14 protein-coding genes and 2 other annotated features are annotated in these 16808 nt (G+C 34.3%); of the genes, 2 read left to right on the top strand and 12 right to left on the bottom strand.

Annotated elements, in window-relative coordinates:
• Positions 1–32: 32 nt before the first annotated feature.
• The 7 genes from RE409_RS11600 to RE409_RS11570 form a co-directional block, all read right to left on the bottom strand.
• Positions 33–899: an ABC transporter ATP-binding protein gene (locus RE409_RS11600; RefSeq protein ID WP_201254566.1), complete on the bottom strand. Its 867-nt coding sequence runs from the start codon at positions 897–899 to the stop codon at positions 33–35.
• 299 nt (positions 900–1198) lie between these two features.
• Positions 1199–2392, bottom strand: a complete 1194-nt coding sequence (locus tag RE409_RS11595; protein ID WP_309558989.1) for an acyl-CoA dehydrogenase family protein — start codon at positions 2390–2392, stop codon at positions 1199–1201.
• A gap of 136 nt (positions 2393–2528) precedes the next feature.
• Positions 2529–3779 carry an acyl-CoA dehydrogenase family protein gene (locus RE409_RS11590; protein WP_201180944.1) on the bottom strand — a complete coding sequence of 417 codons (1251 nt, stop codon included), beginning with the start codon at positions 3777–3779 and terminating at the stop codon, positions 2529–2531.
• A 199-nt stretch (positions 3780–3978) separates the two neighbouring features.
• On the bottom strand, positions 3979–5367 hold the full coding sequence (locus RE409_RS11585) for an LLM class flavin-dependent oxidoreductase (RefSeq protein ID WP_309558987.1): 1389 nt from the start codon (positions 5365–5367) through the stop codon (positions 3979–3981).
• A gap of 553 nt (positions 5368–5920) precedes the next feature.
• On the bottom strand, positions 5921–6124 hold the full coding sequence (locus tag RE409_RS11580; RefSeq protein ID WP_056522969.1) for a Fur-regulated basic protein FbpA: 204 nt from the start codon (positions 6122–6124) through the stop codon (positions 5921–5923).
• 307 nt (positions 6125–6431) lie between these two features.
• A complete protein-coding gene (locus RE409_RS11575) occupies positions 6432–6611 on the bottom strand; it encodes a Fur-regulated basic protein FbpA (protein ID WP_309558986.1) in 180 nt (59 codons plus the stop codon).
• 622 nt (positions 6612–7233) lie between these two features.
• Positions 7234–8058 carry an ATP-grasp domain-containing protein gene (locus RE409_RS11570; RefSeq protein WP_309558985.1) on the bottom strand — a complete coding sequence of 275 codons (825 nt, stop codon included), beginning with the start codon at positions 8056–8058 and terminating at the stop codon, positions 7234–7236.
• 70 nt (positions 8059–8128) lie between these two features.
• Positions 8129–8381, bottom strand: a binding site (T-box leader).
• Positions 8382–8908: 527 nt separating this feature from the next.
• Between RE409_RS11570 and RE409_RS11565 the strand changes: the two genes are divergently transcribed.
• Both RE409_RS11565 and RE409_RS11560 read left to right on the top strand, forming a co-directional pair.
• Positions 8909–9574, top strand: coding sequence for a response regulator transcription factor (locus RE409_RS11565; protein ID WP_201180950.1), 666 nt, complete (start codon positions 8909–8911; stop codon positions 9572–9574).
• 13 nt (positions 9575–9587) lie between these two features.
• Positions 9588–11027 carry a sensor histidine kinase gene (locus RE409_RS11560; RefSeq protein WP_309559262.1) on the top strand — a complete coding sequence of 480 codons (1440 nt, stop codon included), beginning with the start codon at positions 9588–9590 and terminating at the stop codon, positions 11025–11027.
• Positions 11028–11364: 337 nt separating this feature from the next.
• On the opposite strand, the gene RE409_RS11555 is transcribed toward RE409_RS11560, so the two are convergent.
• The 5 genes from RE409_RS11555 to RE409_RS11535 all read right to left on the bottom strand — a co-directional run bounded on the left by RE409_RS11555 (position 11365) and on the right by RE409_RS11535 (position 16240).
• Positions 11365–11655 (bottom strand): hypothetical protein, encoded by a 291-nt coding sequence (locus RE409_RS11555; RefSeq protein ID WP_309558984.1) that lies wholly within the window; start codon positions 11653–11655, stop codon positions 11365–11367.
• A 130-nt stretch (positions 11656–11785) separates the two neighbouring features.
• The gene (locus RE409_RS11550; RefSeq protein WP_309558983.1) at positions 11786–12463 is read right to left on the bottom strand and encodes an ABC transporter ATP-binding protein; all 678 of its coding nucleotides are present in this window, start codon (positions 12461–12463) and stop codon (positions 11786–11788) included.
• A gap of 16 nt (positions 12464–12479) precedes the next feature.
• Complete coding sequence (locus tag RE409_RS11545; protein WP_309558982.1) at positions 12480–13901, bottom strand: ABC transporter permease; 1422 nt, start codon at positions 13899–13901, stop codon at positions 12480–12482.
• A gap of 254 nt (positions 13902–14155) precedes the next feature.
• On the bottom strand, positions 14156–14353 hold the full coding sequence (locus RE409_RS30675; RefSeq protein WP_377374170.1) for a DUF3955 domain-containing protein: 198 nt from the start codon (positions 14351–14353) through the stop codon (positions 14156–14158).
• 525 nt (positions 14354–14878) lie between these two features.
• Positions 14879–16240 (bottom strand): sodium-dependent transporter, encoded by a 1362-nt coding sequence (locus RE409_RS11535; protein ID WP_098175146.1) that lies wholly within the window; start codon positions 16238–16240, stop codon positions 14879–14881.
• An 81-nt stretch (positions 16241–16321) separates the two neighbouring features.
• Positions 16322–16547, bottom strand: a binding site (T-box leader).
• Between the last annotated feature and the right edge of the window lie 261 nt (positions 16548–16808).

Raw genomic sequence — 16808 nt, 5'->3', positions numbered from 1 at the left:
GCAACCATCCTCCTAATCATTTTTAATATTATTTATATTCCTTCTCCTGCTGAACGGATTTCATGACCTTGTTCTAATTTTTCAAAGATTCCTTTGTTCATAATGTCTAAAATATAATTTCTTAATTCAATAAACTCTAAACTCTCTATTAACTTTTTACGATTTCTTGGCTTAGGAAAAGGTACATTAATAGTCTCAACAAGACTTCCAGGTGGTCCAGGTGAAAATATCACAATTCGATCCGCTAAAATAATAGCCTCTTCAGCATCATGTGTAACAAATGCGATAGTACGCTGCTGCTCATAATTCACTTGGAGAATCAGATCTTGTAGCTGAATTCTTGTTACTGGATCTAAGGCACCAAAAGGCTCATCCATGAACATTAAATCTGATCCTAAAGATAGCGCCCTCGCAATTGCTGCACGCTGCCTCATCCCACCTGACATTTCTCCTGGATATTTTTTAAACGCATGACCTAACTGGACTAATAGAAGATAACTTTGGGCTAAGTGCTCCAATTCCTGTTTTGTTTTTGGTTTTTTTAATTTCTGCTTTAAAGCAAGAATTATATTTTCTTCTGCCGTTAGCCAAGGGAACAAAGAATAATCCTGAAATACAACTGCACTATCTGGTAAGGATTTTGCTATTGAATGTCCGTTGACAAGTATTTCACCCTTCTTTGGTTGAGCTAACCCTGTTAATAAGCGAAGAAGAGTACTTTTTCCAGAACCACTAGGACCCATAAAGACGACAAATTCCCCTTCTTTAATCGTTAAATCTATATTTTTTAGAATTTCTACACCGTCATAATCAAAAGCAATTGACTTAGCTTCAATTTTATTTCGTACATTGACCATTTCTTCTTTCACTGTATAAACTCGATCAAGGACTTTTGCCATTATCGATCCTCCAATTCTTTAGATAATTATCACAAAGCAAATGTTGTTCATCTGGCCATTAATAAATGGTTTTATGTTGGTATAAAGCTTTCATCCGCCAAACTATTTGTATATTCAGCTAAGAAAACAAATAAAAACCAGAGACGAATTCCGTATTTAGAAACTGTCTCTGGTTATCCAGTAAACAAAATATTAAATTCCAAATTTAGTAGTTGTTAAAAACATCAAGAAATAAATCTATCCATATAGCAGATTTTTCTACTATTAGAATACATATTCTTTCTACCTAATTTTTTAATTTATTTTCCATCTCCCCACAGCACAAGTGGTAAATTAACTAACTCCCTACCTATTTGTTCGCGGGCCAAATTATTTGAAGGAGCCATCGGGATTCCGCCTCTAGCATCGCGGTAAATTCGTTCAAAAACCCCCTCGATGTAACCAAAACCACCTGCTACGTCCATTGCAACCCGAGCTGCAGAATCTGCTAATTCTGTGGATTGAACTTTAAGTTCTGTTACCTCAGTATTAAGTTGAGTTAAAGGTTGGTTGGTCTCAAGTAACTCATCATAATGTCTAGCTAAATCAAGTTGCCAAGCTCTTAGTCCTGTAATTTGAATTTTAATTTCAGCCAATTTTTGACGAATTACTTGATATTCTGCTAGGCTTTTGTTGAAACCTTTATGAATCGTTTTTGTTACATGTGCTACCGCGGCATCTAGAGCACCTTGCGCCACACCAAGCCATACTGCGCTTAAACCGAGGACAGTACCGGTGCCATTCAATATATCTCCGCTAGCAGCGTTCAATAAATCACGATGGCTTACTTTCACATTTTTAAACGTAAGTGGTCCACTATGATTTCCGCGTACACCTAATGCTTTCCAAGGTTTTGCTCTTATCCCTTCATCATGACCATTCACAATAAAAAAACTATGATCACTCGGGTCGTCACTATTTGCGGTACGGGTTTGAACGACATAAAAATCCGCTTGTCCTCCACTTGTAGTAAATGACTTCTCAGCATTTAGAATAAAATCTTCACCGTCTCGTTCTGCCTGACTTAAGTTATACCAAACATGCCCCCCAGTAGCTTTTTCACTTACTGAAAAAGTACCGATAGCACCTTCACGAATAGGCAATAACCACCGATCTTTTTGATTATCATTACCAAAAATATTAATTACTTGAGCTGCACCAACATGCATCGCATATACAAGACCTGTAGACGCATCTACCCTGCCAATTTCTTCTGCCACAACGGACAAACCTACATAACCTAGGTTTAAGCCTCCCCATCTCTCAGGAATCGTTACCGAAGTCCAGCCTTCTTTTGCTAGGGCCTGTAAATTCCCTCGTGGAAACATGCCTTCTCTATCAATCATATCTGCATTTGGTTTAATTACTTTTTCAACAATCGGTCTAATCTTTTCTCTAATTTCCTGGATGTACGCTCTTGAATTTATATTTTTTTCTAATGCTGCATTGCTCATTTTTATATCCTCCAACTTTTTGTTTATAGATAGAAAACTCACAATTATAGACTTATCTATATCAAACTCTATATGATAATGAATACAAGGAGAAAACTTTTAGTAGATCGCTTAATGTCCATAGCAACCCATCTACTTAAAAGTAAATTTGCTTCAGCGGAAGCTTAGTACCATTCACAACGTAATTACCTATAGCACGTGCTTTGTAGACAGTTGGATTATGAGAAGCTATGGTACGGATATTACGCCAGTGACGATCGAGATTCGCTGACTTTCTGGTTGCAGATGCTCCTCCCACTTCAAAAAGTAACGTAGAAGCTTGCAATGCAAGATCGTCCACAATAACCTTAGCCTGAGCCGCCCGAAGTGAAGCATCATGACTTAAATCATAGTCAATCACGCCGTCGACCGCTGAATTCACAGCAATGTCCAGTGCATCTACAGCAGCGAGAACAATCGCTTCGGACGCGAACGCACTACTTGAGAGCTGTCCAACAACCTGTTGTAGTTGCGGGTCTGCAGATGCAGTGTCTGCAGCAGCAAAACTAAATGTTCGAGTTCGTTTATGAACCAAAGCTGATGCGTCTGCAACTACATTACGCAATATGCCTGAAATAACCGCATGGAGATAAAGCTGTAAATATGAATTGAATGGCGTCCTGTCATCACGGATTACAGTCACTTCACCTTTATTGACGAAAACATTGTTTAAATGTGTCGTGCCACTCCCAGTCAATCTTTGTCCGATTCCATCCCAATCGTCTTTTATTATGACACCTTCACGATCAGTTGGGATGATCACGGATACAGGTATTCCATCTAAGGTAGATGCCGTAACAAATACCCAGTCAGCATACATGGTACCTGTACTAAAGTACTTCGTGCCGTTCAATCGGTAACCCTCACCTTCAGGGGACAAAGTTGTTTCAAAGGCCAAATGCCCCACATTTTTCGATGAAAGCTCAGTAAAAGCATTGCCAATGATTGCTCCATCTGCTATTCTTTGTAACCACGTATCACGTTGTTCACTTGCAGGATTTCGAAGTAATTCATCCACATTGGAAAAATGAGAACGAAGGCTATGCGCGATATCTGGATCGGCTTCAGCTAATCGAATGATGACATGGAAAAGTTCACGAATACTAGCACCGCCACCCCCTAGTTCAACCGGTAAACGAAGAGCACCAAGTCGGGTTCGTCGGATTAAATCGATTGCATAATAAGGGCGTGCTTCGCTACCAGAACTCCGACGGTTCTCAGCATCTATTGCAATATCTGTAATCAATTGATCTAATTCAGCAGAGCCAACTTTTACTGGTTCAGTAAAAGTTAGTGAAGTTAAACGATCTTTGTTAACACCTAAATTTAATTGTTTTTGATTAGACATTTTTTAAAAAACTCCTTTAATTATATTTTAAATACAATTATTCACATCATATTAGTCGTATTTATTTATAAAAAAATAATTAAATAGTATTAAACTTGCTCATATTACTGTGTAGTTCCTTTCATGACAAAAGCATCAATAACATGCAGTAGGATGACGTTTATCATTTTGTTTAATCAAATACTTTTTATGTAGTAAATCATTTTGAGCTCTCTTGAAGACCAACTTTTCTATATTGGTTCCCTACGTGGTTTTCTGGTAAACGAGCTTTTTTTCCAAATAGCTTTTCTCTGAAAGTCCCTTCTTCATATTCCATTTTCACTAATCCTCTTCGTTGAAGTTCTGGTATGACAAGTTCAACAAAATCTTTAAAAGTTCCTGGTGTTATCGCATATGCAAGATTAAATCCATCGATATCCGTATCCTCAATCCATTCTTCTAGCGTATCAGCAATTTGCTCTGGTGTTCCGATTGCCACGGGACCCATTCCACCTATACCAGCAAAATTCGCTAACTCACGTACTGTCCATTTTTTATTAGTACTTGCTTTTGTCAAACTTTCGAGCATTGATTTAATTGCATTTGTTTCAATATATTCAATTTCTTGCTCAGGATCATATTCAGAGAAATCAACTCCTGACCACCCACTTAGTAAGGAAAGGGCTCCTTCATAACTTATATATTTCGATAACTCTTCATATTTTGCCCATGCCTCTTCTTCTGTTCGTCCCACAATTGGTGTAAGTAATGCGAAAACTTTCACACTTTTTGGATCTCTTCCTTGCAAATTAGCTTGTGCTCTAACATCTTTAACATATAAAGAAATCGCTTCTTTTCCAGGACCAGAAATAAATGTACATTCTGCATGTTTGCCTGCAAATTGTCGGCCTCTTGCAGATCCGCCAGCTTGATACAAAACAGGAGTTCTTTGTGGTGAAGGCTCACACAAATGAATGCCTGGCACATCGAAATATTTACCATGATGGTTGATTTCGTGAACTTTTGTTGGATCGGTATAGATTCGCTTCTCTTTATCTTTCACAACTGCATCGTCTTCCCAGCTGCCCTCCCACAATTTATAGCAAACTTCTAAATATTCATCGGCTATATTGTATCTTTCCGCATGTTGAAATTTATTACCGATGTCGATATTTTTCGTTCCACTTTCTAAATAGGAAGTAACAATATTCCAAGCAATTCGCCCGTTCGTTAGATGATCCAATGTAGACATTCTTCTTGCAAACGTATATGGGTGTTCAAACGTTGTCGAGCATGTGATTCCAAATCCTAAATGTTTAGTTTCATTAGCCATTGCTGAAACGAGCAGAATTGGATCATTTACCGGAACTTGTGTTGCTTCACGAACTGTAGTTTTTTTATCTCTACCATACACATCATAAATCCCGATTACATCCGCAATAAACAAACCATCGAACCGTCCTTTCTCCAATGTTTGCGCTAACTCCACCCAATATTCAATCTCATTATAGCGATGTGATTGATCTTCAGGATGTACCCACAAACCTGGTGATTGATGTCCAACACAATTCATATCAAATGCATTTAATAAGATTCTTTTTTTGTTCATGTTATTTGTCTCCTTTTCTGACTTTTTGAAAACTGATAATACAATAAATATTTGATAGTATAAGGTTTAAAAAAAACAAAAAACCAGAGACATCTTCTACAAAATCAGAAATTGTCTCCGGTTGACCGGCAAACCATATATTAACTATTCCTATGTTATTACTATGTTTTATATTAGCGGGCATACTTCACGTTGTCAATACACCTTATGCACTTTTCTTCAACTTTTTGCTGCACATTTAAAAGGTAATCTCCCCTAAAATCCAACAATATAAAATTAACAACTATAGACATAACTCCGGACAACCATTGAGCAACATGTAAAGGATACGTATCAAATAGAACAACAACAAGTCAAAGTCCTAATGAACATCCAATCATATATTCTAATAGTAAAATTAGCGAACAAGCTAAATCATTGGTACAGTACTACCATCAAAGAAAATCCGACTTTCCATCGAAAGGACTAATAAAATCTCATTCATTTGGATTGTTCTCTTTATCTTTTGATACAGTTCTTTATTTTTTTTGCCTTTGTTACCCGACAGCTTCATTTAATATTTTTTATTAGTCCAATGTATCGAACCCGTATCACAATGAGGGTGACTATCTAATTGAATTCTTTTGTATTCATTTTCTAACTCTTTTAAAGATAAGTTCAACAGTTGTTCCTTACTCTTATATACATTAAAGACAATCAGTTTATTAATTAATTTTCGCCTTATTTCTTCCATATCTTCGCAAATTTTATACCCCATATGACCTTCTCCTTTTCATCGTTTGTAGAATTGTAAAGGATTTAAAAAACCTTCTTCAAAAATGAGAGGTACGCCTTAAACTAGATTGTGGTAGCACGGAATTCTAAAAAAATCTTTGCTAGAAGTTTCAAAGGCCCTTTTCCTTCACCTCTCTGAATAAGTTTTACAAAGTAAATTCATGTAAACAAACAACTCCTAAGAAAAAATACTCCACTAAATTAATTGAAATTCAAAAGGTAGATATCCCATAATCTTTAAAACTAACTAAAATTAGATGATCTTACCCTGGGTTATTATCGGAATACGTTTAATGCTTCAAACGCTCATCTTTTTTTTTATCACTAATTTTATTATATTCTTCCTGTAAATCAGATAAAGTCATTTCAAATAAATGAGTGTTATTTTTCTTATAAATCCCTTCATTAATTAACTTGTTTATCAGGAAAACCTTTTTATTATTTAGAGCATTACGTAATAATTTTCCCAAGATGTAGCCTCCTTTTATAATCAAATCATTTCGTTGAATAGTGGTATGTAACAAAGAATTATATTGTTAATTTTAGTTGTAAAACGCGTTTTCTTCCTGTTCCACCTCCTTCCATACCGTTGATTTCTATAGCCAAAAGAGGCCCTCTGTCCAAGATACACTTCATCTTGAATAGAGAGCCTCTAGTAATCTAGTCAGCACATTTTATTAGTTTGAATATTTAAGTTTATACTAAATTATATTAAACACATATGTCAAGTATGAATTAAATTATATACTCGACTGAACTTATTAATAAATGACTCCGAGACCCCTCCCCTAAGCAAAACGTGTTTCACGGATACTTTTCAGAGTTATGTAATTTTATCAGGGACATCAGGGGAAAAATCTGGCCTTCATAACATAAAACAGTTTCATTTGCTCTGATTTGATAATCCGCAAAAACAATCTTATAATCTTGCCACATATTTGAACGCCTCCATAAAGTACTTTTATACGAAAACACTCAGTAGTGGAATAAGAGAAGATTTTTTTTATTTAAAGACCTGTTATAACATGCTGTTTATTTTTCACAAAGAAAAAAGGACCATATTAATAAGGTCCCTTGGTAAAACATCTTGATTTAAGCTTGAAGAGCTTTCTGTAATGATTTTTTCATTGCTTCTACAAAGTTCTGACGTGTTTCATCAGATAATTCTAACAAGGAAAGATAGGGATTTAAATCTTCTAATTCAACTAATAAAAGTTCACCTTGTTCATTCCGACAAGCATCAACTCGTTGAATCCCCCAATCAAGATTATTCCATTCAATAAATCGGTTAGCAAAAGTTAAATCTTCTTCAGTAGGCACATATTCTTTTAATTCCCATCTTTGCTCTTTATCTGGTGCATAAAGAGCATACTGAAATTCTTTATCGATAAAATAAAATGAAACCTCATACTCAAAATTGATAAATGGCTGTACCAATGTGTTTTTTGATTCTGAATCAACTTTATCTCTCAAATCATCTTTCGTGACAAATTCCATACCGATAGAATCTGCACCATCTTTCGGCTTTACAATATACGTTTTTACATTAGGGAGTTTATCTAAAGAATCAAGAGTATCGATAGTTGGAATAACAGGAAATTTAGCATTCGTTAATTCAATTAAATATTCCTTCCCGTTCATATCAGCCATTCCGTTAAATGAATTGTATGTTTTCAAATAACCAGAAACTACTCTATTTCGGAATGCTTGATACTTATCCTTAAAATTCGCTACTGGACCAGCATTTCGAAATACAGTTAAGTCAAAATCTTTTTCAAACGTTTCGGTATCTTCAGGATGACAAATGACCACCTGAAAATCTTCTCTAAGCTTCGAAGTAAGGAACAAATCCTCCTCATAATAATTTCTTCCTTTTGCTTCATAGTATAAATCTGTTACGAATAATAGTGTCTTCATTACACCTTCACCTCTTTACATTTATTTTCATTGATTTAAAAAGGATTAAAAAACAAAAAATCCCGTCTCATTAAGAGACGAGATTTTAACTCGCGGTACCACTCTTGTTTAATAAAATGCTTCGAAAGCACTTTACTACCCTTACAAACGTACAATCATACGTTGTTCCTTGTAACGGAGGAAACCGATAAAGCTTACTAATACATTCGGCTTTACTTCTCAGAGATGATTTTCGGTTATTATCTGGACACTGGCTTCCAGCAAAACACCAGCTCTCTTTGGAACAGAAACTATAACGTACTCTTTCTCTTCATAGAATTTTAAAAATTAGATTATTTCGAATTATTTTATATTAACCAGCAAGTAAAAATCAATGGTTATTTGATGAAATTAATTTTCTGCCCCTTTAGCTCGATAAGAAAGGGATCATCAGCAGCGACTTATTAAACTCTTGCACCCGTTTGTTTAAAAAAGAAAGCTGATTTAAGTACTGGCTTTATCCATCCTTATAATACTGATGAATAATAGAAAAGAAACATATCCTTTCTATGGTGGTGATGGAGTTAAGAACCTAGTTTCTTCATTAATATTTACTAACTTGTTTTGCATTCTCCTATTAACAATTGAGTGCTTTAGTTAAATACGGTGCTGATTTTTTCTACTTATTCGACTCTCATCTGAATGATGAGCCATCAACAGCAGCTTTGCATTTAATAAAGAAAGAATTTAGCTGGTAAAAAATAAATATAGTTTTCCTATTAAGTCTCCTTATTTATTGTATGTATAATATCGAATGCTTCTCCACATTAACTCCATATAACACGGTTATAATGATACAAGAGGTGATACCATGAGGAACTATCATATTCTTGTAGTAGAGGATGATCATGAGATTCAGGAATTAATTAAACAATTTTTAATGACACAACACTATACTGTTGAGGTTGCATCAGATGGATTAGAGGGAATGAAACAATATAATAAGCAATCCTTTGATTTAATTCTTTTGGATGTGATGATGCCAAACCTTAACGGATTTGAAGTTGCCAAAATGATTCGAAACCAGTCAAATGTACCAATTATTATGCTAACCGCTTTAGAAGAAGAACAAGATCAAATGAAAGGTTTTGATCTTGGAATCGATGATTATATAACTAAACCTTTTTCTTTTCATGTTTTGATTAGACGAGTCGAAGCAGTACTGAGGAGAAGCTATGATCAAAGTACAGCTAATCATTTAGTTTTTAAAGAAATGCATGTTGATTGTGATGCATATAAAGTATATGTAAATAAGGTTGAAATACCTTTAACAACAAAAGAATTTGAGATGCTGCAACTACTCCTTCAAAATGAGAAAAAAGTACTCACAAGAGAAAGCATCGTAGAAAAAGTTTGGGGATACGAGTACTACGGAGAAACACGAATTATCGATACACATATTAAAAACATACGAAAAAAATTAGAAATACCCTACATTAAAACAGTAAAGGGAATTGGTTACAAAATCGATGAATAAGATATTAAAAATCATGAAGATGAAGAAGATTACCTATAAACTCTTTTTGATTACATCCCTTATTTTGTTAGCCTTTGCAGTCCTGATCTATTTAACTTTATACTTCTTTCTCCCTACATTTTATGAGCAGTATAAAACAGACCAGCTTCAAACAGGAATAGAAGAAATAATTGATAAATCTAAGGAACTTTCTTTTCAAAATGCAATACCACTTTTTGATGAATACGCTCAAAAAAATAATGCAATCATCTACCTTCAAAATAATGAAGGAGCAATAATTTATTCTCCTTTTTTATCTTTTATTCAAGGTAGTGCTCAAGCATTACCAGGTGTAAAATTCGATAATACAAAGCCATTAAGAAATTCAAATAACCTTTCCAATTCATTTGATGTTGCCATGCCAATCCAATTCCAAGATGGTAACTTAACGCTCGTAGTATCCGCAACATTTCAACCTATTAATGAAGCTTCACAGGTCTTGGTACGTTTCCTTCCTTATATCAGTATCATTGTAGTTGTTATTGGTGTCGGAAGTGCTTATTTATATTCGAGGTTTATTACAAGACCACTCATTTATATTAATAGAGGGGCACAAAAGATGGCGAACTTGGATTTTTCCGAAAAAATTGAGGTTCGTTCCAATGATGAATTAGAGGAATTATCCAATAGTTTAAATGATATGTCACTTAATTTACAACAAACTATGCTTGATTTACAGAAAGCGAATCAGCAATTACAAAGCGACATTGAAAAAGAAAGAGAAATAGAAAAAAAACGCAGGGAATTTTTTTCAATTGTAGCTCATGAATTAAAGACTCCTCTCACTGTTATGAAAGGACACTTAGAAGGAATGATGTATAATATCGGTCCCTATAAAGACCGGGACACATATTTACAAAAAAACTTTCAAACCGTTCAGGATATGGAACAACTTGTTCGTGAGATTCTAGGTATATCCAAATTGGAACAACATACCTTTAAACTAAAATTAGAAGAAGTAAATCTCGAGGAATTAATTAATATAATCACAAAAAATCTCGGTTTTTTTGCTTCTCAAAAAGACATTCAAATAATAAAACAGATTGGTTCTCACCTTTCTGTTTTTACAGATCGTGCTCTTTTAGAAAAAGCCTGTAAAAACATTATTCATAATGGGATTATGTATTCACCGCATGGTGAGAAAGTATATATAAAGCTAACTCAGGATTCAAAACAACACCACATCCAATTTCAAGTCATCAATACGGGTGTAAAAATTAAAGAAGAGGATATACAACATATTTTCAAACCATTTTATCGAATTGAAAAATCAAGAAATCGAAATACTGGGGGGAGTGGCTTAGGGTTATATATTGTAAAGCAAATTTTTGAAGCCCTTTTTATCACGTATTCTATGAATAATACTGAACAGGGTGTACAATTTTTAGTTACCATTCCATTATCCATAAAGTAAACAAAAAAAGAGTCTGAATCCCATTTCTATAGGATGAAATGAGATTCAGACTTTTATTTAATTTCTATGAATTTACATAATCATAAACACTTATAACTAAATATGAGTGATGTTATGTCTAGTTGAATTAAATTTCCAAATTGTTCATATACTCGAAAAGAAACAAAGTAAATGATTAAATAACCGAAGTACATAGCAAAAAAGATTCTATATTTTAAAATATAGAATCTTTAAGCATGTATTTTTTTACTCATACTCATTCATTGGAGACTGCATTATTTTTACCTTCTGAATATTTCCTAATGCTCTTCTTTCATTTTTGCCTATCTTCTGAACCTTAATAGGGCTTTGCTTCCCCCTTTGTAGAGCCTTCCTCAGACCCTCCTTGATTAGGAGGGGACACGTCTCCCTGATTTGGGGACATGTCTCCCTGATTTGGTCCCATTTCATCTTGATTGGAAGGGAAAAACACCTCTGGATTATCCTGAAATAAATCTTGATAACTATCTTTTTCTTTTTCATTCAATTCTGGATTATCCCCTAAATTCATCAAGTTTGTAAACGAACCAATTAAAAGACCTATTATTATTAAACCAATGGATGTTGCAATTTTAATCCATACTTTCATCCACATCTTCTCATTCCTTTTTCATGTAGTTGAACATGTTCTCTAATTAAATTTATATTACTTAGTTATATTTCTTTTTTTATCTAACAGTGTTACCGAAACGAGTTGTAACTTCTACTATTTATTTGCCTTACAACTCTTTGATTACTAAATTTCTTTTTTCGAGATACACCGCTTTATCAGATTGTTTAGCCACCTCTTGTGAATGAGTGACGACAATGATACATTTATTTTCTTTATGAGCAAGTTCTTTAAATAACTCGATAATTCCCATGGAAGTTTCTTGATCTAAATTCCCAGTTGGTTCATCAGCAATTAATAAATCTACATTACAAGATAATGCACGAGCAATCGCTACACGCTGTTGCTGACCACCGCTAAGCTGTAATACCTTTCTTTTTGCTTCTCCTTCTGTCAGCCCTACCTTTTCTAATAACTCAAGTGCTTTTGCTTTTTTGTCTTTCACATCGACTCCTGTAATCTCCATCGCAGTGACTACATTTTGAAGAGCAGTCATATACGTAATGAGATTATATGATTGAAAGATAATCGAGACATGTTGGTTTCGATAGGAATCCAAACCTATCTTCCTTATATCTGTTCCTTTATATACTACATTCCCTCTACTTGGGATATCTAATCCACTTGCTAAACTAAGGGTCGTTGTTTTTCCTGATCCCGATGGTCCTAAAATGGTATAAAAGTGTCCGGCTTGAAACGCAAAGTTTACATTATCTAATATAGTGATTTTTTTATTATTGCTTTGATAATGGTAATTCAGATCTTTAAACTGTAAAATAGTGTCCATGTGTATATCCCTCCTATTAATCTTTTAATAAAATTTCTTTTGGTTTCAATCGAAGAATCGATAATGCTGGAATAATGGTTGATACGATTGCGATTAATAGACCTAATCCACCTACTTTCAGCACATCTTGGGATGTTACACTTACATCAATATTATCAATAGGATCCACTTCTTGACCTTGGTCATCATTCATCCCAAACATAATTGTTTGTTCCCTAGGATTATTTTCTTGCTCTTCAGCGGTAATTTCTTTCTGCAATAAACTGTCTCCCATTTTTTGAGACACTGTCCCACCTGTAAATATAGAGAGGCTAAATGCTAGAACTGCTATACATAATACTTCTACTAAGAGTTGGCCAATTAATTTCCCTTTTTTCTCGCCAATCGACAGTAAGATTCCTAACTCCTTCCGTCGTTCTTTTATGGTCAACATAATGATAAGACCTAAGATAATGGATCCTGTAATTGAAACCAGGTAGATAATCCATTTTGAAGTGGATGCCATGTTCTCAATAGGGCCTATCATTTTTTTATATAAGGCATCATGAGCATCTAGTTTAAAAAGGTCAAAATCAATGTCTGTTTTCTTTCCCTTTGCTTTAAAAGCATCGATATGATTCGGGTCAGTTAAGTAATAAATTGCTTTATCAATTGGCGTGCCCTTCATATCCTTGTTTCCTGAAAATTCTTTTAACGATTCGTACGAAACATATATTTTGTTAGATGGATGAAACAACGGTGGTGCTGTTTCCATTTGGCTAGTTATGTTGGATGTCTCATAAATCCCTATTATTTCTAACTTTATTGTCGATTTCCCATCGTCTTTTTTGATTTTTACCTTATCACCAACTTTAAGTTTGTTATGTTCAGCTAACTGTTTTTCAACCAAGGCTACTTTCTTATCTTTGTCTTCTGCTGTTATTTCACGACCCTTAATGATTTCCTCCGTTCCTTCTGTAAATTCTTTCAATAAATCAGAGCTTCTCACGCCGGTAATTGATAGATTTGGCATTTCTCTATCAGGGTTGCCTCCACCAGCTATGGAACTACTCATCACGTCTTCATTTCCTTCAATATTAATGGGAATATAACCATCTGCTAAACCCTGAGTTTCTTTTAGATAGTTGAAATTTTTCACATAGGGTGATTTAGCTAACTTATCTGCTTCCTCTGAAGAAATTTCTGGAAATTGTACTGGCTCATTAGGATTTTCTTCTCTCTGTTTTTCAATATATTTTGGAAGCTTTTCTTGATTTAATCCTAGCGTTACGTCAACTCCCAATTTTTTTCTAGCGAGATCACTCGCTGTGTCTGTGACATTTTGCATGGCGAATCCTGCTAATACTAAATTAGTAACAACTAAAAAAACAGCAAATAAGATAAGGGATTTTCCCTTTCTTGCTCGTACACTTAAAAGTGCGCGTTTGATAAAATTCATTTTTATTACCTCCTTGATATCTCTAATGTACAGGACTAATCTAGAGTCTATATGGAGATATAGAGGAGTTTATATGGAGAAGTGTGGTGTTTTTACCAAACGATAAAAAAGGTTGTTTAGTTACGAAAAAGAACCGACCATTTCCGTGTTCATAAAACAAACTAATTAATAAATAAAATAAAAAAGCCAATTTTATTAACGTACAGGAGATTGGCTTTTTTGATGGAGGGGCTTAAAGACTTATTGATCTAAATCTAAAGCCACAAACAATAATTCGATAATACCACTAAAAACAAAAAGTAACTTAATGGAATAAAGAAGAAAGGCTTAACCAAAGTACCATCCGGAGGAATGGAGAGATAACGGGTATTAAAAGTATACTTTTTGCTAATAACGTCGGTTTGTATCCTATTCCATAGAGGTAAAGGTATAAAGTCCCCGAGTAATTTCATTGATATTGTTTACTTTCTCTATAAAGTGAAAAGTTCTCCTAACTTGCCATTGTAAATAAGATCTTTACTTTGTTAACCAAGCTAATTACGATACTCAGCCTGTCCGTTTGCCTTCAGTTTTCCGTCACCATGGCACACTTTGATAAAAGCTAACCACCATGTCAGACTTACATGAAAAAAGCCAAGGTCAGCGACTATACAAATCGCTGACCTTGGCTTTAATAACTACTATTTAATGTTGTATCTATTCTCTAACTTATTTTAATGCGTAAACTTATCAGTATAAAGTCAAAAAAAGAAAACCATTTTCGAACCTAAATAAAGAGATTGTTTTACTACTTAGTATCCTCTTTTATTACCACTTGGGTCTCCAACGACATTCTGCCCATATCACTTTGGCTTCGCCATACCACATAATTATCCGTTTTTTTATGAAAAAAGTGATGAAGTTAGGCAGAATCTCTGCTAGCTTTCAGCGCTTTTGATTCACTCTTAATAAGCTCTCAAAAAGTGAGTGATTTCATACTAAAAAATCGCAACTATTTTATCAAGTATTCCAGTACTATCAAGAAATACTATGATAATTACTAAAGGAATAATGAACCTCATTATAAAAAACCATATATTAAATGCAGAAGCCCCTAAACGAGAATGCTGTAATAGTTCCTCTCTCAAAGTGCTTTTCTTAATCTTAAGTGGTACGAAAATAGAGATTAAAAACACTCCTAGTGGCATTAATATATTACTAACTAAATAATCAGCTGAATCAAATAAATTTTTCGAGAAGATTAACATATCAGCAAAAACGCTATAGGATAATGCAGAGGGAATTCCTACTGCAAAAATTAAAACACCAATAATAAATGCATATTTTGTTCGCTTCTCCACTTTTCCTTTAATTAGTGATGCGACAATTATTTCTAACATAGAAAAAGCCGAAGTTAATGTGGCAAATAAAAATAATGCTAAAAAACCTAATAAGAAAACTTCTCCAAAAACAATTTGATTAAACACAGCAGGCAGTACAACAAACAACAAACCAGGTCCTTCAGCTGGTTCTAAACCTAGTGAAAATACAGCTGGGAAGATTGCTAATCCTGCTAATAAAGCAATGAATAAATTCATTGTAACGATTGAAATGGCTGGTTGAATTAAGCTTTCTTTTTTTGAAAGATATGAACTATAAGTAACCATTACTGATACGCCGACACTTAAGGAGAAAAACGCTTGACCCATCGCATACAGAATACTTTGAGATGTAATACTCGAGAAATCAGGTGCTAGAAAGAACTTCACACCTTCCATAGCGTTATCGAGTGTTAGTGAGCGAATGATTAGAACAAAAAATAGTAAAAATAAAGCGGGCATCAAAATTTTATTTACTTTTTCAATGCCATTTTGAATCCCCTTTGCTACAACTAAAACGGTAATCGCCAAAAATGCAAATTGAGCTACAATCACCAAGATAGGATTTCCAATCGTCTCGTTAAAGACAGATCCATAATCTGCGCCCTCACTAATTATTCCACCAAATAAACCTTTTGCAAAATAAATAACAATCCAACCACCAATTACACTATAAAAAGACAATAAAAGAAAACAGGTAAATACCCCTAACCTACCAATCCAATGCCAATTACTATTAGGAGCTAAACTGCGATAAGCACTAACTGCTTCCTTTTGTGTACTTCTACCAATAACAAACTCTGCTAATAACAATGGAAAACCTATAAACAAAGAAAATAAAATAAACAGAAGGAAGAATGCGCCTCCTCCGCTTATTCCAGTTACATAAGGAAGCTTCCATATTGCGCCTACTCCTATAGCTGATCCTGCTGCTGATAAAATAAAACCAATCTTCGATGACCATTGCTCTGATGTTTGAATGCTAATCAATCCAATCTATTTTTATTACGTCCTCTACAAAACAAAGTAAAGAACAAAAAAAGCCACGTCTCTATCGTTAACGATAGGGACGTGGCTGTTCACGCGGTACCACCCTAATTGGAAACAATACATGTTTCCCACTTGTTAAAATAACGGTTTAATCCGTTTTATACTACTTTCTCAATGTTGTAGTATAAAAAAGCTCCAAGAATGAAATTCACCTAAGTCTTTGTATCAGTTTGCACCAACCACTGATTCTCTATTAACAGGGAGACCGGCTTAATAATGTTCTTTTCTTCGCTCATTAAATATTTTGAATAATAAACGAAATTATAGTATGATAACATCCGATGGTCAAGCCCTTTTTTCAGAATTTAATATTATTTAACCCCAATTACTCCTCTCAACTCTTTATATACACCACATTACGAGACATTTCCAAAATTCAAATTTATTTTAAAGGTGTACAAACTGTGTACTATGTAGCACTAGTATTTGCTTGAAATTCTCTTTTCCTGGCGTTAACTTTAAAGAAAAAAGAGCAACAGATTGAAGAAGAACAAGTCAC

Origin of the sequence: Peribacillus sp. R9-11 (assembly GCF_031345095.1) — a bacterium.
In the GTDB taxonomy this organism is placed as follows: domain Bacteria; phylum Bacillota; class Bacilli; order Bacillales; family DSM-1321; genus Peribacillus; species Peribacillus butanolivorans.
Note: the sequence above shows the minus strand (reverse complement) of the source record. Positions and strands in the feature narration are given on the sequence as shown.

Excerpts from the sequence above, each read along its gene's own strand:
- RE409_RS11600 (WP_201254566.1), bottom strand. The coding sequence starts at position 899 with ATGGCAAAAGTCCTTGATCGAGTTTATACAGTGAAAGAAGAAATGGTC.
- RE409_RS11595 (WP_309558989.1), bottom strand. The coding sequence starts at position 2,392 with ATGAGCAATGCAGCATTAGAAAAAAATATAAATTCAAGAGCGTACATC.
- RE409_RS11590 (WP_201180944.1), bottom strand. The coding sequence starts at position 3,779 with ATGTCTAATCAAAAACAATTAAATTTAGGTGTTAACAAAGATCGTTTA.
- RE409_RS11585 (WP_309558987.1), bottom strand. The coding sequence starts at position 5,367 with ATGAACAAAAAAAGAATCTTATTAAATGCATTTGATATGAATTGTGTT.
- RE409_RS11580 (WP_056522969.1), bottom strand. The coding sequence starts at position 6,124 with ATGGGGTATAAAATTTGCGAAGATATGGAAGAAATAAGGCGAAAATTA.
- RE409_RS11570 (WP_309558985.1), bottom strand. The coding sequence starts at position 8,058 with ATGAAGACACTATTATTCGTAACAGATTTATACTATGAAGCAAAAGGA.
- RE409_RS11565 (WP_201180950.1), top strand. The coding sequence starts at position 8,909 with ATGAGGAACTATCATATTCTTGTAGTAGAGGATGATCATGAGATTCAG.
- RE409_RS11560 (WP_309559262.1), top strand. The coding sequence starts at position 9,588 with ATGAAGATGAAGAAGATTACCTATAAACTCTTTTTGATTACATCCCTT.
- RE409_RS11555 (WP_309558984.1), bottom strand. The coding sequence starts at position 11,655 with ATGAAAGTATGGATTAAAATTGCAACATCCATTGGTTTAATAATAATA.
- RE409_RS11550 (WP_309558983.1), bottom strand. The coding sequence starts at position 12,463 with ATGGACACTATTTTACAGTTTAAAGATCTGAATTACCATTATCAAAGC.
- RE409_RS11545 (WP_309558982.1), bottom strand. The coding sequence starts at position 13,901 with ATGAATTTTATCAAACGCGCACTTTTAAGTGTACGAGCAAGAAAGGGA.
- RE409_RS30675 (WP_377374170.1), bottom strand. The coding sequence starts at position 14,353 with ATGAAATTACTCGGGGACTTTATACCTTTACCTCTATGGAATAGGATA.